General features: G+C 66.7%; 15 protein-coding genes. 4 read left to right on the forward strand and 11 right to left on the reverse strand.

Features of this window, described 5'->3' with window-relative positions:
• Window positions 1-52: 52 nt before the first annotated feature.
• The 11 genes from C8261_RS14625 to icmF all read right to left on the reverse strand — a co-directional run bounded on the left by C8261_RS14625 (window position 53) and on the right by icmF (window position 17,169).
• Entirely contained in the window at window positions 53-1,219 is a 1,167-nt protein-coding gene (locus C8261_RS14625) for a CaiB/BaiF CoA transferase family protein (protein WP_107494466.1), read from the reverse strand.
• Window positions 1,220-1,221: 2 nt separating this feature from the next.
• Window positions 1,222-2,454: a phenylacetate--CoA ligase family protein gene (locus tag C8261_RS14630; RefSeq protein WP_107494467.1), complete on the reverse strand. Its 1,233-nt coding sequence runs from the start codon at window positions 2,452-2,454 to the stop codon at window positions 1,222-1,224.
• Window positions 2,455-2,563: 109 nt separating this feature from the next.
• Window positions 2,564-3,400 (reverse strand): ABC transporter ATP-binding protein, encoded by an 837-nt coding sequence (locus C8261_RS14635; RefSeq protein ID WP_107494468.1) that lies wholly within the window; start codon window positions 3,398-3,400, stop codon window positions 2,564-2,566.
• Window positions 3,401-3,558: 158 nt separating this feature from the next.
• Window positions 3,559-4,887 carry an ABC transporter substrate-binding protein gene (locus C8261_RS14640; RefSeq protein ID WP_107494469.1) on the reverse strand — a complete coding sequence of 443 codons (1,329 nt, stop codon included), beginning with the start codon at window positions 4,885-4,887 and terminating at the stop codon, window positions 3,559-3,561.
• Between the two features lie 100 nt (window positions 4,888-4,987).
• Entirely contained in the window at window positions 4,988-6,055 is a 1,068-nt protein-coding gene (locus tag C8261_RS14645; protein ID WP_107494470.1) for a branched-chain amino acid ABC transporter permease, read from the reverse strand.
• Window positions 6,056-6,109: 54 nt separating this feature from the next.
• Window positions 6,110-7,036 (reverse strand): branched-chain amino acid ABC transporter permease, encoded by a 927-nt coding sequence (locus C8261_RS14650; RefSeq protein WP_107494471.1) that lies wholly within the window; start codon window positions 7,034-7,036, stop codon window positions 6,110-6,112.
• A 36-nt stretch (window positions 7,037-7,072) separates the two neighbouring features.
• Window positions 7,073-7,855, reverse strand: coding sequence for an ABC transporter ATP-binding protein (locus C8261_RS14655; RefSeq protein ID WP_107494472.1), 783 nt, complete (start codon window positions 7,853-7,855; stop codon window positions 7,073-7,075).
• 16 nt (window positions 7,856-7,871) lie between these two features.
• Complete coding sequence (locus C8261_RS14660) at window positions 7,872-9,836, reverse strand: AMP-dependent synthetase/ligase (RefSeq protein WP_107494496.1); 1,965 nt, start codon at window positions 9,834-9,836, stop codon at window positions 7,872-7,874.
• A 221-nt stretch (window positions 9,837-10,057) separates the two neighbouring features.
• Window positions 10,058-11,758 (reverse strand): putative bifunctional diguanylate cyclase/phosphodiesterase, encoded by a 1,701-nt coding sequence (locus C8261_RS14665; protein WP_107494473.1) that lies wholly within the window; start codon window positions 11,756-11,758, stop codon window positions 10,058-10,060.
• 127 nt (window positions 11,759-11,885) lie between these two features.
• Window positions 11,886-13,805, reverse strand: coding sequence for a hypothetical protein (locus tag C8261_RS14670; RefSeq protein ID WP_181358956.1), 1,920 nt, complete (start codon window positions 13,803-13,805; stop codon window positions 11,886-11,888).
• A 94-nt stretch (window positions 13,806-13,899) separates the two neighbouring features.
• Complete coding sequence (gene icmF, locus C8261_RS14675) at window positions 13,900-17,169, reverse strand: fused isobutyryl-CoA mutase/GTPase IcmF (RefSeq protein WP_107494475.1); 3,270 nt, start codon at window positions 17,167-17,169, stop codon at window positions 13,900-13,902.
• A 203-nt stretch (window positions 17,170-17,372) separates the two neighbouring features.
• Here icmF and C8261_RS14680 point away from each other — a divergent pair, with 203 nt between their 5' ends.
• From C8261_RS14680 to C8261_RS14695, 4 genes are all read left to right on the forward strand, one after another.
• Window positions 17,373-18,383, forward strand: coding sequence for an AraC family transcriptional regulator (locus C8261_RS14680; RefSeq protein WP_107494476.1), 1,011 nt, complete (start codon window positions 17,373-17,375; stop codon window positions 18,381-18,383).
• 123 nt (window positions 18,384-18,506) lie between these two features.
• On the forward strand, window positions 18,507-20,567 hold the full coding sequence (locus tag C8261_RS14685; protein WP_107494477.1) for a PAS-domain containing protein: 2,061 nt from the start codon (window positions 18,507-18,509) through the stop codon (window positions 20,565-20,567).
• Window positions 20,564-21,283: a response regulator transcription factor gene (locus tag C8261_RS14690; RefSeq protein WP_107494478.1), complete on the forward strand. Its 720-nt coding sequence runs from the start codon at window positions 20,564-20,566 to the stop codon at window positions 21,281-21,283. The genes C8261_RS14685 and C8261_RS14690 overlap by 4 nt, the downstream gene beginning before the upstream one ends.
• 89 nt (window positions 21,284-21,372) lie before the next feature.
• Window positions 21,373-21,849 carry a VOC family protein gene (locus C8261_RS14695; RefSeq protein ID WP_107494479.1) on the forward strand — a complete coding sequence of 159 codons (477 nt, stop codon included), beginning with the start codon at window positions 21,373-21,375 and terminating at the stop codon, window positions 21,847-21,849.
• The last annotated feature ends 9 nt before the right edge of the window (window positions 21,850-21,858 follow it).

The following is a 21,858-nucleotide window of genomic DNA, read 5'->3' on the forward strand; positions in this document are numbered from 1 at the left end:
CGGCCTGCTGCGCGCTCCGTGATGTTACGGAGCGCGCAGCGGCCGGTGCAGTTCAGATCACCCGCGCCGCCCGCAGGCGGTCGAGCTCTTGCGCATCGATGCCGAGCGCGGCGAGTACGCGCGCCGTATGTGCGCCCGCGGCGGGAGCGGGGGCGAAATCCGCCGGCGCGTGTCCGGACAGGCGCACTGGGGGGGCGAACTGGCGCACCCCGTCTACCTCGATGACCATGCCACGCGCCTGCAGGTGGGCGTTCTGCAGGCTCTCCTCGAGGCGCAGCACGGGGGTGACGCAGCAGTCCACACCGTCGAACAACGCCGTCCATTCGGCCTGGCTGCGCGTGCGGAAGATCGCCGCCAGCGCGCTGCGCGCCCGCGCCCCGGCCTCGCCGCCGGCCAGATGGGCGGGTTTCAGGTCCGCCCTGTCGAGGGTGTCGCAGAGCAGGTGCCAGAACTTCTCCTCCAGCGCCCCGACCGCCATGTGGCGGCCGTCGGCGGTCTCGTACACGCCGTAACACGGCACCCCGCCGTCGAGCAGGTCCTCGCCGCGCGGCTTCACCGCGCCGTGGGCGAGCACCTCGCAGAGCGGGAAGATGGCATGCGCCAGCGCGGCGTCGGTCATCGCCACGTCGACGTGACGCCCCTGCCCGCTCGCACGCGCATCGATCACCGCCACCAGCAGGCCGAGCAGCGCGCTCAGGGTGCCGCCGAGGAGGTCGCCGATCTGCAGGTTGGGGATGGCCGGCGGGCCACCGGCGCTGCCGATCTGGTCGAGCACGCCGGCGTAGCCGATGTAGTTGATGTCATGCCCGGCGCGCTGCGCGTAGGGGCCGTCCTGGCCGTAGCCGGAGATGCTGCAATAGACCAGGCGCGGATTGCGCGCGGCCAACTGGGCGTAGCCCAGGCCCAGCTTGTCCATCACCCCCGGGCGGAAGCCCTCGACCAGCACGTCGGCGCTGTCGACCAGGCGCAGGAAGAGTTCGCGCCCGGCGTCCTGCTTGAGGTCGATGCGGATGCTCTGCTTGTTGCGATTGACCACCTGGTAGAAGTAGCTGCTGTCGCCATTCATCGCCCCCATGCTGCGGGCGTAGTCGCCGGCGCCGGTATCCTCGACCTTGATCACCTCGGCGCCGTAGTCCGCCAGGTGCTGGGTGGCCAGCGGGCCGGGCAGCAGACGGGTGAGGTCGAGCACCCGCAGGCCGTGCAGGGGTGGTGCGCGCATGCTCAGTCGTACTTGCGCAGGTCGTCGATCACCTTGCCGTCGTTGGCCAGGCTGGCGGGCGCGCAGAACGCCACTTCGCCGCGCAGCTTGGTGACTTCGCGGATCGACGCGGCAACGGCGGCGGCGAGCGCGTCGTCGGCAGCCGCACTCTCGCAGTGCAGGGTCATGCGGTCGTTGAGTCCGGGGTTGTCCACCACCAGCCGGGCACGCGCCAGCTCGGGGTGGCGGCGGACGATCTCGGCGACCTGACTGGGATGGACGAACATGCCCTTGATCTTGGTGGTCTGGTCGGCACGCCCCATCCAGCCCTTGATGCGCAGGTTGGTACGCCCGCAAGGCGACTCGCCGGGCAGCAGGGCTGAGAGATCACCGGTACCGAAGCGGATCAGCGGGTAGTCGGGATTGAAGGTGGTCACCACCACTTCGCCGACCTCGCCGGGCGCCACCGGGTCGCCGGTGCCGGGGCGGACGATCTCGAGGATGATGTCCTCGTCGACGACCATGCCCTCGCGTGCCGGGGTCTCGTAGGCGATCAGGCCGATGTCCGCGGTGGCGTAGGCCTGGTAGGCCTGGATGCCGCGTGCGGCAAGGGCGTCGCGCTGACTGGGCGGAAAGGCCTCGCCGGAAACGAAGGCCTTGGTGAAGGACGGCGTCACGCCGAGCTCCGCCGCCTTGTCGAGGATGATGCGCAGGAACGACGGCGTGCCGGTATAGGCATTGGGCTGCAGGTCGGCGAGTGCGGCAACCTGCTGCTCGGTCTGCCCCACGCCGGCGGGGAACACCGTGCAGCCCAGGGCGTGCGCGGCGGTCTCCATCATCGACCCTGCGGGGGTGAAGTGGTAGGAGAAGGTGTTGTGCACCAGGTCGCCTTCGCGGAAGCCCGCCGCATGCAGCGCACGCGCCAGCCGGTAGTAGTCCGCCCGCGCGCCTTCCGGTTCGTACAGCGGCCCGGGCGAGGCGAACACCCGCCGGCAGTCGCGCCCCCAGTGTGCGGCGGCAAAGCCGCCGAAGGGGCGCGCCGCCTTCTGGCGCTCCAGCAGTTCGGACTTGCGGATCACCGGCAGGCGGGCGAGGGCCTCGCGCGAAGTGACCGCCTCAGGATCGACATCGGCCAGCAGACCGGCAAAGGCCGGGGCGTTGGCCTTGGCGTGGGCGATCTGTGCCGGCAGGCGGGCAAACAATTCGTCTTCGCGGGCGCCTGCAGCGCGTGTTTCACGGTCGTCGTAGTGGCTCATTGAACTGTCCCGGTCTCCGCCCGCACGCGGCGGGCGGCCAAAAGCTGGAACCACGAGGGAAGGGCTGAATGCATGCATGAGGCACGAAGCGGATGAGGATGGCGAATGCTCACGACAGCCAGCGCTTGCGCCGGCGGTAGTGCTTGACCTCGCGGAAGCTCTTGCGCCCCTCTCCGGAGAGGCCGAGGTAGAACTCCTTGACGTCTTCGTTGTTGGCCAGTTCCTTGGCCTCGCCTTCCATGACGATGCGGCCGTTCTCGAGGATGTAGCCGAAGTCGGCGTAGCGCAGCGCCACCATGGTGTTCTGTTCGGCGAGCAGGAAGCTCACGCCTTCCTTGCCATTGAGGTCCTTGACGATCTCGAAGATCTCTTCGACGATCTGCGGCGCCAGGCCCATCGACGGTTCGTCGAGCAGGATCATCTCCGGCTTGGCCATCAATGCGCGGCCGATGGCGCACATCTGCTGCTCACCGCCGGAGGTGTAGCCGGCCTGCGAGGAGCGCCGGGTCTTCAGGCGCGGGAAGTAGTGGTAGACCTTCTCCAGGCTGTCGTTGAGCTCGCGCCGCGAAATGCTGCGGGTGTAGGCACCGGTGAGGAGGTTTTCCTCAATGGTGAGGTGGCCGAAGCAGTGCCGCCCTTCCATCACCTGGATGACGCCGCGCTTGACCAGTTCATTGGGGGTCATCTGATCGACCCGCGTGCCCTTGAACTCGATGCTGCCCTTGGTGACGTCTCCGCGTTCGGCGCCGAGCAGGTTGGAGATCGACTTCAGGGTAGTGGACTTGCCGGCGCCGTTGGCACCCAGCAGGGCGACGATGCCGCCTTTCGGCACTTCGAAGGACACGCCCTTCAGCACCAGGATGACGTGGTCGTAGATGACCTCGATGTTGTTGACGCTGAGGTAGGGCGCCGCATTAGCGGCTGCGGTCTGATTGGCTGTATTCATGGGTGTTTTCGCCTGTTGTCTCCGTCCCACCTCCCCGAAGGTTTCGGGAGAGGATCTGCACGCGTCTCGCCGCAATGGGGCAAGCCGCCTGCAGACCCCCCCGCGAGCGGGGAAGCCTGCACCTGCGCACCGCCAGGGGTGCGCAGGCTGTTGCGCAATTACATTTCCTTCGAGCAGTCGCGCGGGGTGATGCCCTTCTCCGCAGCGTAGGCAGCGGCGGACTCCTCGATCATGCCGCGCACCAGTTGGCGGTCACCCGACACCCAGTCGGAAACCACGTTCCACTTGGCACCGTCCCACTGCTGGAACTTCACCACGCCAGCGCCTTCATGGTCGGCGCAGGTGATGTTCAGCTGGGGCATGAAGCCGGTGGCGCCGAGCGCGGACAGGCGGGCGTCGTCGATGCGCAGGTTCTCGAAGCCCCAGCGCATCTGCTCACCGGTGAGCGGCTTGCCCTTGCCGAACTTCTCCTGCGCGGTGCGGATGGCCTCAACGTAGATGATGCCGTGCACCACGCCACGGTTGTAGAGCACCGAGCCGACGCGGCTGCGGTCTTCCATGTTGCCGCGGTTGCTGGCGTAGACATGCTCCTGAATGGCCTGGATCACCGGGAAGCCGGTACCGGCGGGGTTGAAGCCGGCCGCGACATAGCCCTTGGCGGCATCACCCGCGGGGATGGTATCCTCCTCGGAGCCCGACCACCACACGCCGACGATCTTCTCGCGCGGGTAGCCGGTACGCGCAGCAGTGCGCAGCGCGGTCGGGTTCATCACCCCCCAGCCCCACAGGATGGTGTAGTCCGGACGCAGCTGGCGGATCTGCAGCCACTGGGCCTGCTGCTCGTTACCGGGGCTGGCCACCGGAATCATGGTGAGCTGGTAGCCATAGCGCTCGGCGAGGCGCTGCAGCACGGCGTGAGACTCCTTGCCGTAGGCGGAATCGTGGTACAGCAGGGCAATCTTCTTGCCGCGCAGCTTGTCGTTGCCACCTTCCTTGCTGCCGATGTAGTTGATGATCGCCGAGGCCTGACTCCAGTAGGTGGTGATCATCGGGAAGACCCACGGGAAGACGCGCCCGTCGGCCGCATCGGTACGGCCGTAGCCGATGGTGACCATGGGGATCTTGTCCTGGGCGACGCGGTCGAGCACCGAGTAGGCGATGCCCGTCGACAGCGGCTGGAAGGCTGAGTTGCCGGTGGCGCCGCGGTTCTTCTGGCGCTCATAGCACTCCACGCCGCGGGCGTTGTTGTATTCGGTCTCGCACTCTTCCCAGGTGAGCTTGACGCCGTTCACGCCGCCGTCGCGCTCGTTGATCATCTGCATGTAGTCGATCCAGCCGCCGAACAGCGAAGCGCCGTTGGAGCCGAAGGGGCCGACGCGGTAGCTGGGCAGGCCGATGTACTGTTCCTGGGCGGCGGCCACGCCGCCGGCCAGCAGACCGGTCACCGCAGCACCCATCACAATGGTGTTGCGCAAGCTGAATTTCATTGGATTGCCTCCTCTTTGTATGTAGTGCCCTGCTGGTGAAGCCTCATGCCGGCCGGGAGCAGGACCCGGCGCGGAAATTCAGTTTAGTGCCAAAAACGGCTCAGTGCGGGAAGGGCCACAGGCGCAGCTTTTCCTTGCCGATCTGCCACAACCTCGCCATGCCATGGGGTTCGACGATGAGGAAGAAGATGATCAGGCCGCCGAAGATCATCAGTTCGAGGTTGGAGCCGAAGCCCGGCGGCAGCGCGGCGCCGACGAAGCTGTGCAGGACGATGTTGAGGAACACCGGCAGCAGCACGATGAAGGCCGCACCAAGGAAGGAGCCGAGGATGGAGCCGACACCGCCGATGATGATCATGAAGAGGATCTGGAACGACAGGGTGAGGTTGAAGCCCTCCGGTTCAACGGTCCCCAGGTAAGTGTAGGCGTACAGTGCGCCGGCCACCCCGCAGTAGAACGACGACACCGCAAAGGCCTGCAGCTTGGTGCGCATCAGGCGGATGCCGATGACCTCGGCGGCGACGTCCATGTCGCGCACTGCCATCCACTTGCGCCCGGTGGTCGAGCGCACCATGTTCTTGGCAGCAAGGGCCAGCACAGTAACCACCAACAGGGTCAGCAGGTACTTGCTCTCCGGCGTATTGAAGGCGTAGCCGAGGATATTGATCTCCTGCGCGGTGATCACCCCGGAGCTGGAGTAGTTGGAGAACCACGGGAACTTCACCAGCACCCAGACGATGAAGAACTGCGCTGCCAGCGTCGCCACGGCGAGGTAGAAACCCTTGATGCGCAGCGAGGGCAGACCGAAGAGGATGCCCACTGCCGCCGCACTGAGGCCGCCGAGGAGAATGGCCATCAGGAAGGGCATGCCGTCGATGCGCAGCATGAAGTTGTAGGTGGCAAACGCCCCCACCGCCATGAAGGCTGCCGACCCCAGCGACAACTGCCCGGCATAGCCGGTGAGGATGTTCAGCCCCAGCGCGGCCAGGGAGAAGATCAGTACCGGGGTGAGGATGGCCTGCAACCAGTACTGGCTGGCCACCATCGGCACGATGAGGAAGAAGAAGGCGAGCAGCGCGATGAATCCCACCCGGTCCTGACGGATCGGGAAGATCTGGCTGTCCTCCTGGTAACTGGCCTTGAACTGGCCGGCTTCACGATAGAGCATGCGTTGTCTCCGTATGCGTTGTGTTTGTGCGTTGTCGTTCTATCGTCCGATGCCTCAGACCCGGTCGATGTGCTTTTCGCCGAACAGGCCTTCCGGGCGCACCAGCAGGAAGAGCATGGCCAGGATGTAGGGGAACCAGGATTCGATGCCACCACCGACAAACGGACCAAGGTAGATTTCCGCGAGCTTCTCGCTGGCGCCGATGATGAGCCCGCCGATGATCGCCCCGGGCACCGAGGTGAAGCCGCCGAGGATGAGCACCGGCAGCGCCTTCAGCGCGGTGAAGGTGAGGGCGAACTGCACGCCGTTGCGCGCCCCCCAGATCAGACCGGCGATCAGTGCGACAAAGCCGGCGACACCCCAGACGATGGCCCAGATGTGCTTGAGCGGGATGCCCACCGACAGGGCGGCCTGGTGATCGTCGGCCACCGCGCGCAGGGCGCGGCCCACCCGGGTGTATTGGAACAGCAGGGCCAGCACGACGAAGAGCACGAGGGCGATGCCGGCAGCGATGAGGTCGAACTTGGAGATCATCATGTCGAACTCGTCGAGCATCCACATCACCGGTTCGTCGGAGATGCCAAGGCTCAGACCGCGTGCGGTGTTGCCCCAGATCGCCTGCACCAGGCCCTCGATGAAGAAGGTCAGACCGATGGTGGCCATGAACAGGGTGATCGGCGGCTGGTTGACCAGCGGACGCAGCACTACCTTTTCTGTGGCGATGCCGAGCACCACCATGGACATCAGCGCAAGCGCGAAGGACAGCCAGAACACCCCGCCGCTGCCGGGCTCCATGCCGGTCCATCCGGGCAGCACCTCGGTGAAGCCGACGAAGGTCAGCGCAGCAAAGAACACCATCGCGCCCTGGGCGAAGTTGAACACCCCCGAGGCCTTGAAGATGAGCACGAAGCCGAGCGCGACCAGGGCGTAGAGCACGCCCGACAGCAGGCCGCCGATCAGCACTTCGAAAAAGAACGTCATTGTTGTCTCCTCTTATCCTTTTTCCTGCGGCCGCACTCAGTGCGAGGTACCGAGGTAGGCGGCGATCACATCGGGATTGCTCTTCACCTCGTCGGGCGTGCCGTCACCGATCTTCTTGCCGTAGTCGAGCACCACGACACGGTCGGAGATGTCCATCACCACCCCCATGTCGTGTTCGATGAGCACGATGGTGGTGCCGAACTGGTCATTGACGTCGAGGATGAAGCGGCACATGTCCTGCTTCTCCTCCACGTTCATGCCCGCCATCGGTTCGTCGAGCAGCAGCAGCTCGGGCTCGGCAGCCAGCGCGCGGGCGAGCTCGACGCGCTTCTGCAGACCGTAGGGCAACCGCCCCACCGGAGTCTTGCGGATGCTCTGGATCTCAAGGAAGTCGATGACCTCCTCGACCTTCTTGCGGTGCTCGATCTCTTCCTTTTGCGCCCGACCCCAGTGGAGCATGTGCGACAGCAGGCCGCAGTTCATCTTCATGTGGCGACCAGTCATGATGTTGTCGAGCACGGTCATGCCCTTGAACAGCGCGATGTTCTGGAAGGTGCGCGAGATGCCCTGCGAGGCGGCCATGTAGGGCTCCATCTCGCGGCGCTCCTGGCCATTGAAGACGATGCGGCCTTCCTGGGGGTGATAGACCCCGTTGATGACGTTGAGCATCGAACTCTTGCCGGCGCCGTTGGGGCCGATGATGGCGCGGATTTCGTGCTTGCGCACGTCGAAGCTGATGTTGGTCAGCGCCTTCACCCCGCCGAACGACAGCGAGATGTTCTGCAGGTCGATGACGACTTCGCCGAACTTGCGTTCCATGTGCCTGTGTCTCCCCTCAAGCGGCCTGGCGGGCACCGCGCGCCGGGAAGGTCTTGGCCTCCTCGATGCGCAGCGTGGCGGCGATCTTGCCTTCGCGGCCGTCTTCGTATTTCACCGGTGTCTCGATGTACTGCTCCTTGCGCCCTTCGTAAAGCGCCTCGATCAGCACCGCATAACGCTCGGAGATGAAGTTGCGCCGCACCTTGCGGGTCCGCGTCAGCTCACCGTCGTCGGCGTCGAGTTCCTTGTGCAGGACCAGGAAGCGCTTGATCTGGCTGGCGCTCATCATCGGATCGGAAGCCAGTTCGGCATTCACCTTCTCGATGCCGTCGCGGATCAGCTCATACACCGCCCCCTGCTGCGCCAGATCGGTGTAGCCCGAATAGGCCATGCCCTTGCGCTCGGCCCAGTTGCCCACCGCTTCGAGGTCGATGTTGATGAAGGCGGTGACGAAGTCGCGGCCGTTGCCGAAGGCCACCGCTTCCTTGATGTGCTGGAAGAACTTGAGCTTGTTCTCGATGTAGTTGGGCGCAAACATCGAACCGTCGGTGAGTTTGCCCACGTCCTTGGCGCGGTCGATGATCTTGAGGTGGCCATCTTCATCGAAAAAGCCCGCATCGCCGGTCATGAAGTAGCCATCGGCATTGATCGATTCGGCGGTGGCGTCCGGGCGCTTGTAGTAGGCCTTGAGCAGCATCGGCCCCTTGACGAGGATCTCGCCGTTGTCGGCGAGCTTGACCTCGACCTGCGGTGCCGGCTTGCCGACCGAATCGAGCTTGATCTGGCCATCCGGCTGCAGGCAGACGTAGGCGCAGGTTTCGGTCTGGCCGTAGAGCTGCTTGAGGTTGATGCCGATGGAGCGGTAGAAGCGGAACAGGTCCGGACCGATCGCCGCACCCGCGGTGTAGGCCACGCGGATGCGGCTCATCCCCAGCACGTTCTTGAGCGGGCCGTATACGAACATGCTGCCCAGCCAGTACTGGAAGCGGTCGGCACCGGAAACCGGCTTGCCGTCGAGAATCTCGGCGCCGCAACGGCGGGCGACGTCCATGAAATGATGGAAGATCTTGCGCTTGATCCAGCCGGCATCCTCCATGCGGATCATCACCTGGGTGAGCAGGCCTTCGAACACCCGCGGCGGCGCAAAGTAGTAGGTCGGTCCGATCTCGCGCAGGTCGGTCATCACCGTCTCGCCGGATTCGGGGCAGTTGATCGTGAAGCCGGCAACCATGGCCTGCGCGAAGGAAAACAGGTGATCGCCCACCCAGGCCATCGGCAGGTAGGAGAGGATGTCTTCCTGCTCGCTGAGGCGGTCGAATTGCGCCCCGCCCTGCGCCGCGGCGATGAAGGCGCCGTGAGTCTGGCAGACTCCCTTGGGCTTGCCGGTGGTGCCGGAGGTGTACAGCATCACCGAAATGTCGTCGGAGGCGCCCTTGTCGATCTCGCCGTTGAGGAAGTCGCTCTGGTTGCGGTCGTGGATGCGCCCCATCTCCTGCAACTCGTCGAGCCCCTTGAGCAGGGTCTGGGTGTAGTGCCGCATGCCGCGCGGATCGTCGTAGATGACGTGTTCGAGGAAGGGCACCTCGGGGTGGATCTCGAGCATCTTGTCCACCTGCTCCTGGTCCTCGACCACGGCGAACTTGATCTCGGCATCCTGCAGCACGTAGGCCATCTCCTGCGCCACCGCATCCTGGTAGAGCATCACCGGGATGCCGCCCAGGCACTGGCAGGCCGCCACCGACCAGTACAGGCGCGGGCGGTTGTCGCCGATGATGGCCAGGCGGTCGCCCCGCTTGAAGCCCAGCTCGGCCAGCCCGCAGGCGATGGCGCGGACGTTCTCGGCGACCTGCGCCCAGCTGTAGGTCTGCCAGATGCCGTATTCCTTCTCGCGCATCGCCGGGCGGTTCGGGCGCACCCGGGCGTGGTGCATCAGCAGGCGCGGAAAGGTGTCGAGCGCGGATTGCCCGGTAGAGTCGGACATGCCCATTCCTCCTTTGGTTTGCTTTCTGTCTCGTTACCCGGACCGTGTTGATGTTGTGTGTTCCGGGGGTGCCGCAGCACCTGTCTTCTGCGACCGCCTGCCGCCGGGCAGGCGACAGTGCGGTCTGATCACGGCTGCAGTGTGTCAAGCCATGTTTGCGCAACTGTTTGCGCAATGTATCGAATTGTGAAGAGCGGAAAACGAAACCGCGGAGGCGGGGATCAGCGCCCGCGCTGGGCGTCCTCGATGATCAGCATCTCTGCCTGCGCGGCGGTCACCGGACGCGAGTAGAGGAAGCCCTGCGCGTACTCGACGCCGAGGCTGCGCAGCAGCGCGGCCTGCTCGGGCAGCTCGACGCCTTCGCAGACCACTTCGCGGCCGAGCTTGTGGGCCAGGTCCACGATGGTCTCGACAAAGCTGCAGTCCTCCGCCCGCTCGTGCATGTGCATGACGAAGGAACGGTCCACCTTGAGTGCGTCGATGGGCAGGCGATGGAGGTAGGACAGCGACGAGTAGCCGGTACCGAAATCGTCCAGCATCAGCTTCAGGCGGGTGCGCTTGAGCGCTTCGAGCAGTTCGATGGCACGCTCGGCGTTCTCCATCATCGCGCTCTCGGTGATCTCCAGCTTCAGGTGGCGCGGCGACAGTCCGGTTTCGCGCAGCGTGCGGCGGATCTCCGCCAGCACCTCGGGGTGCAGGAGCTGGCGCGCGGAGAGGTTGACGCTGACGGTGAGCGCCGGGCGGCGCGGAAAGGCCAACTGCCACTGGCGCATCTGCTGGCAGGCGGCGCGCAGCATCCAGCGTCCGATATGGACGATGAGACCGTTCTCCTCGGCGAGCGGGATGAACTCCGCCGGCGAGATCAGCCCGCGCTCGGGATGGTTCCAGCGCACCAGGGCCTCGAAGCCGGTAAGGCGGCCGTCCTTGACCCGCACGATGGGCTGGTAATAGGCCTCGAACTGCTCCTTCTCCAGGGCCCGCCGCAAGTCGAGTTCGAGATCGAGGCGGCGCAGGGCCTCCTCGTGCATGCCGCGGTCGAAGAGCACGTAGCCCCCGCCGCCCTGCGCCTTGGCGCGGCGCATCGCCATGTTGGCATCGCGCAGCATGACGTCGGCCTCGGTGTACTGGTCGCCGGATACCGCCATGCCCGCAGAGAGGCTGGAAAACACCTCGTGCTCATGAAGCTGGAAGGGCAGCACGAACTTCTCCTGCATGCGCTTGACCACCCGTACCGGTGCGCTGGCATCGCGGATGTCTTCCAGCAGGACGCCGAACTCGTCGCCCCCCAGCCGGGCCACCATGTCGGTCGGCCGGGTGGCACGGCGCAGCAGGTTGGCCACCTCGATCAGCAGCAGGTCGCCGACGCGGTTGCCGAGGCTGTGATTGATGACGCTGAAGCGGTCAACGCCGCAGTGGATGACCGCAAAACGGTGATCCTTGCGGCGCTGCGCCCGGCGCATGGCGTGCGCGACGCGGTCGAGGAAGAGGCCACGGTTGGGCAGACCGGTGAGGCCATCGACAAAGACCTCCGGCAGGCGGGCTTCGTGCTCGCTGAGATGGACCGCGGTCTCATGTGCGGAGGCGTAGAACAGCCCCTGATCGGCATCGTGGCTGACGCTCCACGCCAGACCGACGTAGCGCCCGTCGGCCTTGCGGCAGCGGCAGGAGAAACGCACCGTGTTCATGCCCACGCCGATGCGTTCGAGCAGCGCGGTGACATCGCCACGGTCGTGCTCATGAATCAGCTCGGTGAACGGCCGCCAGCGCAGCGTCTCCTCGCCATGGCCGAGCACCTCGCGCCACGACTCGCTCATCATCTGCACGATCCAGTCGTCGTCGAGGATCATCAGCAAGGCGCCGGGCAAGCGGAAGAAGGCGCTTTCTGAAGGGATTTCCTGCGGCGGCTTGCGGTAGATGGGCATGTACGGGAGGTGCTGGGTGAGGCTTGCGCCCTGTCGGCGAATACTACCGCGGGCGCGCCGGTCTTCCCATCCTGCAGCGCAACAAGCGCTCATTCAGGCACCAGCGCGCCGCCCCTGCCGCCACGGCTCAGCCCCCTGTACCGCGCAGCCGCTCGCGCACGCGGGCTTCGAGAGTGTCGATGCGCTTGTGCTGGGCCTCGCGCTCGCGGCGGGCCTGGCCCAGCTCCTCCTCGATGGCCTCGACCCGCGCGCGCCGGCGCTCGGTCGCCGCATCGGCCTGCGGCAAGGCAACGAGTATCTCCACCAGCCGCTTCTGCTCATTGATCAGGTCGCTCTCGCGGCGCTCAAGGCCCGCGGCCTGCGCACGCGCCTCGACCAGCTCCCGGCGCAGCTCGACGAGCGCTTCGAGCAGCGCCAGCGAGCGGGAATCGGGGGCGACGCGCGACCACTGCACGAGGGTATCGACATCGAGGTCCAGCAGCACGACGCGACGTTCGCGCGGCCGCGTCTCAACGACCTCCAGCGCACGCTCGCCGCCAGCGGGCAAAGCGAGGCGGAAATGCGCCGCATCCAGGCGGGTGTCCACGGGCGCGGGCGACTCGAGCGCCCAGCCATCCTGCCGCGGATGCTCGATGGTCAGCGTGCGCTCGCCATCGGGCGCGCCCTCGACGCGGTAGCGGGTGACGCGACGCAAGCTCTCGACGACGGTCAGCACGCCATCGACGATACGCATCTCACCGACGCGCTCGGAGGCCTCACGCTCCTCACGCACGCTCACCGCGCGGTCCTGGGCAAAGTCGACGATCTCCCGCCCCCGCGGCGGCAGTTCCGGAGTGCGCGCATCGCCGGCATGACCGCGGCCATCCTCGTACAGTGTCAGCACACCGGCGGGCAGCCGCAGCGGCAGCGGATTGCGCAGGTCGAGCGCAATCATGGGGTGCCTCACCCCCCGCCCGCCGCGGTACAGCAACAGGCGCGCATCGTCGAGGAGCTCATCGATGAAGGGCAGGCTGATCATCTCGCCGGCACGCAGGGTGACGGGCTCCGCCAGCGTGAAGCGGCTGAAACTCGCCCCGTCGTCGGCCTCCACTGCCACCGCAGCCATCGCATCGGCCGCCATCGCCGGCGCCGGTGCGGGCGCCGCCATCATCACCTCACCGCGCACCGCGGGCTGCGCACGCGCACGCGCGCCGCCGCCCGCCCCCCCTTCGCCCTCCGCCCTCACCAGGGGGCGCTGGACATGGCGACGCGCATGCAGTTCGGCACGCAGGGCGCGCACCGCCCCGGTAGCCAGCGTCAGGCGCACGCCGTTCCAGTCCTGGCCGGTGGTGTTCTCGACCAGCATCCAGCCCAGCACCCGCAGCCCGGCGGGGGTATCGATGGCGCGGTAGGCCGTTTTCCACAGCGGCGCTTCCTGCAGATAGTGCACTTCGACGGTGCGCGCCGCGCCTGCCCGTGCGGACAGTTCAAGCTCGACCATTTCCGCCCCGCTGCGCGCCCGCCACGCCGCCAGCGCCGCGCTCACCACGCGCTGGTCGGCGGCGTCGCTGAAACGGAAGGCGAAGAGTTCGTCGACCGGAAACTGGCGGATGCTGCCCAGTTCCCCGGGCTCCAGCAAGGACAGCACCATGCAGCTGCGGCCCTCGCCACACGGGCGCGCCGACACCCCCATGTTGGTGCCCTGCTGCGCGTCCGCCCCCCGCCCCACCACCAGCTCTGCGCCGATGCGGGCATTGAGCAGACGCACCGGGTCGGTCACCTCATCGGCCGCAAGCGGCAGTTGCAGGAAGGCATCCTCGAAACCCTGCGGCCCCGCCAGGCGCAGGACAGGCGCACCGCCGGCGGGGTCGGAGAGCCAGAAGCTCTTGAGGAAGTCGTCGACATCGGCGCGCCGCAAGCGCAGCCGCAAGGGCTGGCCGGCACCAAGGGTGCCGCGCGCCTCGATCAGCGCGACACCCGCCGTCGACAAGGTTACCGCCCGCACTTCGGGCTGAGCCGCCGCATGGGCGGTCACCGCCAGCATTACCGCCGGCAACAGATGAGTCATTCGCATGCGCTTTCTCCGGAACTGCCGTGCAGCCTAGCCGGATATGCCATGCGCGACAACTCGCGCCGCCCTGCCGTCGCGCAGGCGCAGACGCTTACATGCTGCGCCGGTACTGCCCCCCGACCTGATAGAGCGCGCCGGTGATCTGCCCCAGCGAGCAGTAGCGCACCGCATCGACCAGCACCTCGAAGACGTTGCCGTTGTCGATCACGGTCTGCTGCAGCCTGGCCTGCCACTTGGGCGCTGCAGCCTTGTTGCGGGCGTGGAAGTCGGCCAGGCGCTTGAGCTGCGACTGCTTCTCCTCCTCGGTCGAGCGTGCCAGTTCGATCTCCTGCTGGGCCTGGCCCTTGGGGTTGAGGAAGGTGTTGACGCCGATGATGGGGTAGGAGCCGTCGTGCTTCTTGTGCTCGTAGTAGAGCGACTCCTCCTGGATCTTGCCGCGCTGATAGCCGGTTTCCATGGCGCCGAGCACGCCGCCGCGGCTGGCGATGGCCTCGAACTCCTTGAGCACTGCCTCCTCGACCAGATCGGTGAGCTCATCGACGATGAAGCTGCCCTGGTTGGGGTTCTCGTTCTTGGCCAGGCCCCACTCGCGGTTGATGATGAGCTGGATCGCCATCGCGCGGCGCACCGATTCCTCGGTCGGCGTGGTGATCGCCTCGTCGTAGGCGTTGGTGTGCAGCGAGTTGCAGTTGTCGTAGATGGCGATCAGCGCCTGCAGCGTGGTGCGGATGTCGTTGAAGTCCATCTCCTGGGCGTGCAGCGAGCGGCCCGAGGTCTGCACGTGGTACTTCAGCTTCTGGCTGCGCTCGTTGGCACCGTACTTGTTCTTCATCGCCACCGCCCAGATGCGGCGCGCGACACGGCCGATCACGGTGTATTCCGGGTCCATGCCGTTGGAGAAGAAGAAGGACAGGTTGGGCGCGAAGTCGTCGATGTGCATGCCGCGCGCCAGGTAGGACTCCACGTAGGTGAAGCCGTTGGCCAGCGTGAAGGCGAGCTGCGAGATCGGGTTCGCGCCGGCCTCGGCGATGTGATAGCCGGAGATCGACACCGAGTAGAAGTTCTGCACCTTGTGGTGCACGAAATACTCCTGGATGTCGCCCATCATCTTGAGCGCGAACTCGGTGCTGAAGATGCAGGTGTTCTGGCCCTGGTCCTCCTTGAGGATGTCGGCCTGCACCGTGCCGCGCACGGTGGACAGGGTCCAGGCGCGGATCTTGGCGTACTCGTCCTCGGTCGGCTCACGGCCGTTGTCGGCCTTGAACTTGGCCACTTGCTGGTCGATGGCGGTGTTGAAGAAGAAGGCCAGGATGATAGGCGCCGGGCCGTTGATGGTCATCGACACCGAGGTCGACGGCGCGCACAGGTCGAAGCCGTCGTAGAGCACCTTCATGTCTTCCAGCGTGGCGATGGACACGCCGGAGTTGCCGATCTTGCCGTAGATGTCCGGGCGCAGGTCGGGGTCGCAGCCGTAGAGCGTGACCGAGTCGAAGGCGGTGGACAGGCGGTGCGCCGGCATGCCTTCGGACACCTTCTTGAAGCGGCGGTTGGTACGGAAGGCGTCGCCTTCGCCGGCGAACATGCGGGTGGGGTCCTCGCCCTCGCGCTTGAAGGCAAACACCCCGGCGGTGTAGGGGAAGGAGCCGGGCACGTTCTCCTTCATCAGGAAGCGCAGGGTCTCGCCCTCGTCCTCGAAGCTGGGCAGCGCCACCTTGCGGATCTTGCTGCCGGAGAGCGACTCGCTGGTGAGCTTGGTGCGGATCTCCTTGTCGCGGATCTTCACCACGTACTCGTCGGCGGCGTAGAGCGCCTTCTCGGTCGGCCACTGTTCCAGCAGCTTTCTCGCCGCCGGGGTCAGCTCGCCGTCCTTCCAGTCGATCATCTCGTCGAAGGAGCCGATGTCCTTGCCGCACTGCTCGAACAGCGCCTTGGCGGTCTTCAGCGACTGGCGCTCGCGGGCCACGCGGGCCTGCTGCTGCACGTGCTTGTGGTAGTCGCGCAGGGTGTCGGCGATCTCGGCCAGATAACGGGTGCGCTCCGCCGGAACGATGGCACGCCCCTTGGAGGAAGCCTTCACCGTCACCTTGGGCAGCTTGCCGGCCTTGTTCGCCTTCAGGCCCTTGTCCAGCAGCTGCGGGAAGATGGCCTGGTAGAGCGCGGTCACGCCGTCGTCGTTGAAGCGCGCCGCCATGGTGCCGAACACCGGCATCTCGTCGGTGTTCTGGCTGAACAGCTCGCGGTTGCGCTGGTACTGCTTGCGCACGTCGCGCAGCGCGTCCTCGGCGCCCTTGCGGTCGAACTTGTTGATCGCCACGAAATCGGCGAAGTCGAGCATGTCGATCTTCTCGAGCTGGCTGGCGGCGCCGAACTCCGGCGTCATCACGTAGAGCGACAGGTCGACGTAGGGCACGATGGCCGCGTCGCCCTGGCCGATGCCCGAGGTCTCCACCACCACCAGGTCGAAGCCGGTGAGCCTGCACGCGGCGATCACTTCCGGCAACGCGGCGGAGACTTCCGAACCGGTGTCGCGGGTGGCCAGCGAGCGCATGAAGATGTTCTCGTGCTCGATGGCGTTCATGCGGATGCGGTCGCCCAGCAGCGCGCCGCCGGTGCGCTTGCGCGAAGGGTCGATGGAAACGATGGCGATCTTGAGCTTGTCTTCCTGGTCGAGGCGGAAGCGGCGCACCAGCTCGTCGGTAAGCGAGCTCTTGCCTGCGCCGCCGGTGCCGGTGATGCCCAGGGTCGGCACCTTGACCTTGGCCGCGGCATCCTTCAAGGCCTGCTTGATGTCGTCGCTGCAGGCGCCGTTCTCCAGCGCGGTGATCAACCGCGCAAGGCTGCGCCGGTTGCCGGCGGCGAGCTGCTTGAGGACCTCGGCAGCGCTCTTCGGCGCCTCGCCGGTAAGGTCGAAGTCGGACTTCTGCACCACGTCGTTGATCATGCCCTGCAGGCCGATGGTGGCACCGTCCTCCGGCGAGTAGATGCGGGTGACGCCGTAGTCGTGCAGCTCCTTGATCTCGGAAGGGACGATCACCCCGCCGCCGCCGCCGAAGACCTTGATGTTCTCGCCGCCGTTGGCCTTGAGCAGGTCGATCATGTACTTGAAGAACTCGACGTGGCCGCCCTGGTAGCTGGTGATGGCGATGCCCTGCACGTCTTCCTGCAGCGCGGCGTTGACGATCTCGCCCACCGAGCGGTTGTGACCCAGGTGGATGACCTCGGCGCCGGTGCCCTGCAGGATGCGGCGCATGATGTTGATCGAGGCATCGTGGCCGTCGAACAGCGACGCCGCGGTGACGAAACGCACCTTGTTCCTGGGCTTGTAGGGCGTCAGCTTCTTGGCCACGCTCAGATCGGTCATGTCGGTCTCCCCCACTGTTATTGGATTGATGACTGAATGGTAGAAGCCCGCCCGGGCGATTGCCATTGCCATTGTCGACGTCAATCGTGCAAACTCTGCCAACCCTTCGCACAATGTCAGCCCACTCCCGGATGCCCCCCCAGCAGCTCCCGCGCTCACCCCGCACAGCCCCGCACAGCGCCCGCAGCCGCGCAACGGTGGCTATGGGATTCGTCACCGGAATGCTCTCCGGCCTCGCCCGCCGAGGGCTGGACGCCGCCCCGCTGCTGGACGCCGAACACATCGACCTTGCAGACCCTGCCAGCCGTGTGGCGGTCGAGCGCTACGCCGCGCTCTACAACCGCATCACCCGCGAACTCGACGACGAGGGTTTCGGACTGTTTGAGCGCCAACTGGCCCCGGGCTTCTTCGAATTTCTCTGCCGCAGCATGCTCGGCGCCGCCACACTGGGCGAGGCGCTGGCGCGGGCAGCGCGCTTCCTGCGCCTGGCCCTGCCCGATCTCCGTCTGGAAGTCGCGCGCAGCGAACCGCAGGCACTGCTGTACATCGACGAAACTCGCCGCCTCGCCCCCCGCGCCGACGACCCCGGACGGGTCTTCGCCTACGAATGGCTGCTGCGTCTGGTGCATGGGGTGGCGTGCTGGTTCGCCGGCCGCGGCCTCGCCCTGGAGGCGGTGAGCTTCCCCTACCCGCGCCCGCCGCACGCCGCCGACTACGCCCTGGTGTATACCGCGCATTCGAGTTTCGACGCGCCACGCCTGGTCGCGCGCCTGCAGGCCAACCTGCTCGACCTGCCGCTGCGCCGCGACGACCTCGCCCTGGAGCGCTTCCTCGAGGGCGCCCCCGGACGCATCACCATGCTCTACCGGCGCGACCGCGAGATGGTCACCCGCGTGCGCGACGCCTTGCGCGCCGCCTTGCCGGAGAGCCTCACCGTAGCCGATCTCGCCGCCCGCCTGCACCTCTCCCCGCGCACCCTCGCCCGCCGTCTGGAGGAGGAAGGATCGAGTTTCCGCGCCATCAAGGACGCCCTGCGCCGCGACATCGCCATCGCCCGCCTGACCAAGACCACCCAGCCCGTCGGCGAACTCGCCGCCGAACTCGGCTATGCCGATCCATCGGCCTTCTACCGCGCCTTCGTGAGCTGGACGGGGCTGGCGCCGGAACACTACCGCCACCGCCTGGCCGGCCGTGCACGGCCCGGTTTACGTTGACGCAAACGTCGATTCTGGCGACGATGCACCATTGCCGTGCGGCGCCGCAGCGTGCCCGCGGCGACGAAGTATGCAACGCTTGGGGCCTTCTGCAACGCCCGGCACACGGAGACCCGCAACACCATGGCGAAGCCGGCCGACCCCTTCGAGTCGCTCATTTCCCTGACCCCCGAGCAACGCCGGCGCTACGACCTGCTGCTCGCCGGCCTCGACCTCCTCGACCAGGCCATCGCGGTGTTCGATGCCGCGCCCCGGCTGGTGATCTGGAACAAGGCCCTGCTGCGCCTGCTCGACTTTCCCGAGGAACTGGTGCGCGTCGGCACCCCTTTCGAGGCCTTCGTGCGCTTCAACGCCGAACGCGGCGAGTACGGCGAAGGTGACATCGAACAACTGATCGCCGAGCGCATGGCCTCGGCACGCGCCTTCCAGCCCCACTACGTCGAGCGTGCGCGCCCCAATGGCCGCCTGCTGGCGGTACGCGGGGTGCCGATACCCAACCTCGGCTTCGTCTCGCTGTGGACCGACATTACCGAACAGCGCCGCGCCGAAGCGGTGATTCAGGAGCAGAACGCCCAGCTCGAAGCGCGGGTGCGCGAGCGCACTGCGGAACTCGAGCGCGCCAACCAGGAAATCGACCAGATCGCCCGCGCCCTGCGCCTCAACGAGGAACGCCTGCGCCTGATCCTCGACGCCATTCCGGCGATGATCGCCCACATCGACGCCGGACAGCGCTACCGCTTTGCCAATCGCGCCTACGCCGAGTGGTTCGGCGAAAGCAAGGACGGCATCGTCGGCAAGTCGATCGCCGAGGTGTTCGGCGCCGAAGCCTACGCGCTGATCGCCCCTCACCTCCACGACGCCGAGAACGGCGAGCGCGTGAGCTACGAATACTCGCGCCGCAATGCCGCCGGCCACACGGTGCATGCGCGCAGCGTGGTGGTCCCCGACGTGTCGCTGGAGGGCGGCTTCAAGGGCTTCTTCGTGCTCTCCATCGACATCACCGAGCAGAAGGCCAGCCAGGCGGCACTCATCCAGGCGCAGAAGATGGAGGCCATCGGCCAGCTCACCGGCGGTCTCGCCCATGACTTCAACAACCTGCTCTCCATCATCATCGGCAACCTCGCCGCCCTGCGCGACCGCCTGCCCGACCCCGGCCAGCACGGACAGTATCTCGATCCCGCCCTGCATGCCGCCCAGCGTGGCGCCGAGCTGATCAAGCGCCTGCTCACCTTTGCCCGCGGCCAGACCCTGGAACCGTGTGCGGTGGAAGTGGGCGCGCTGGTGCACAACATGATCCAGCTGCTGCGCCACACCCTCACCGAGGACGTGCGCATCGTCACCCATGTGCCCACCGCACGCCTGTACGCCTTCGTGGATCCGCACCAGCTCGAGAACGCCCTCCTCAACCTCGCCCTCAACGCCCGCGACGCCATGCCCGCCGGCGGCGACCTGACCATCACCGTGGCCGAGCGCCACATCCCCGACAGTCTGTCCGCGCTGGTCGAGCTGCCCGCCGGCGACTACGTCCAGTTCGACGTCACCGATACCGGCAGCGGCATCAGCCCGGAAGCCCTCGCGCGGGTGTTCGAACCCTTCTTCACCACCAAGCCCTTTGGGCGCGGCAGCGGTCTCGGCCTGTCGATGGTGTATGGTTTCGTGCGCCAGTCGGGGGGCAACATCCGCGTGCGCTCCACGCCGGGCGCCGGCACCACGGTGACCTTCGTGCTGCCACGCACCGAGGCCCCGCCCGTGGCCGCACCAGGCAGCACAGCACAGGCTGCGCCGCAGCACACCCGCAGCGGCCCGGTGCTGCTGGTCGAGGACGAAGCCGAGGTACGCCGCATCATCCGCCTGCAACTCACCGAGCTGGGCTACGCCGTACTGGAGGCCGCCGATGGCCTGGAGGCGCGCAGCCTGCTCGAGAACGTCCCCGACATCGCCCTGCTGGTCACCGACACGGTGATGCCCGGCGGCATCAACGGCCGCGAACTGGCCGCACACGCGCGCCTGCTGCGCCCGCAGCTGCCCATCCTGCTGATAACCGGCTATGCCGCCGACGACGCTCTCGAAGAGGTCGCCGAACTGGAGATCGCCATCCTGCGCAAGCCCTTCGACCGCGCCGCGCTGGCCACCGCACTGCACCGCCTCGAACAGGAACACGTCAAGGAAGCGCCCACCTCATGAACCGTAGCGACAACACCGTCATCCTGGTCCTCGAAGACGAAGTGGACATCGCCCGGCTGATCTGCAGCAGCCTCGCCGAGTACGGCTTCCGCTGCGAGCACGTCAGCACCGGCGGGCAGCTGCTCGGCCGCGCCCGCCAGTCCACCCCCGACCTGTGCATCATCGACCTCGGCCTGCCCGACATGGATGGCATGCAGGTGGTACGCGAACTGCAGGAAGGCAGCCCCTGCGCGGTGCTCATCCTCACCGGGCGCAACGATGTCACCGACCGCGTGCTGGGTCTCGAACTGGGTGCCGACGACTACATCGTCAAACCCTTCGAGCCGCGCGAGCTGGTCGCCCGCGTGCGCTCCATCCTGCGCCGCTACCAGCGCAGCGCCCCGGCGGAGGCCGAAGCGAGCGAACGCAACCTGGCGATCTTCGCAGGCTGGCGCTTCGACAAGGGCCGCCATGCCCTGATCGCCGACGACGGCGAGGAGATCGCCCTGTCCGCCGCCGAGGCCGCCCTGCTGCTGACCCTGCTGCGCCGCCCGAACAAGATCCTCAGCCGCGAGCAGTTGCTCGGCGAGCGCGACGTCGACCCCTTCGACCGCAGCATCGACGTGCGCATCTCGCGCCTGCGCCGCAAACTGCGCGACGACCCACAGAGCCCGAAGCTGATCAAGACGGTCTACGGCGCCGGCTATCTGTTCTCCGCCCAGGTGGCATGGGAATGAGGGCTGCCCAGCGCGCGGCACTGGCCCTGGATTACGCTGCTTCTCTATAATTATGAATTCTTAATCCAGCACTTTCCGGGAGCCCAGACATGTCCGCACGCCCTTTCAAGATCCTAGGTATCCAGCAGATCGCCATCGGCGCACCCAGCAAGGACAGGCTGCGCACCCTGTGGGTGGACATGCTGGGCCTGGAAGTCACCGGCAACTTCGTCTCCGAGCGCGAGAACGTGGACGAGGACATCTGCGCGATGGGCGCCGGCCCCTTCAAGGTGGAAGTGGATCTGATGCAGCCGCTCGATCCCGAAAAGAAGCCGGCGGTGCACACCACCCCGCTCAACCACGTCGGCCTGTGGGTGGACGACCTGCCGAAGGCGGTGGAATGGCTCAGCGCCAACGGCGTGCGCTTTGCCCCCGGCGGCATCCGCCGCGGCGCGGCGGGCTATGACATCACCTTCATGCACCCGAAGGGCAATGAGGAGTTCCCCATTGGCGGCGAAGGGGTGCTGATCGAGCTGGTGCAGGCGCCCCCCGAAGTGGTCGAGGCCTTCGCCAGCATCACCGGCTGAGGCTGGCGG

It is taken from the genome of Pseudothauera lacus (assembly GCF_003034845.1).
GTDB classification, from domain to species: Bacteria; Pseudomonadota; Gammaproteobacteria; order Burkholderiales; family Rhodocyclaceae; genus Pseudothauera; species Pseudothauera lacus.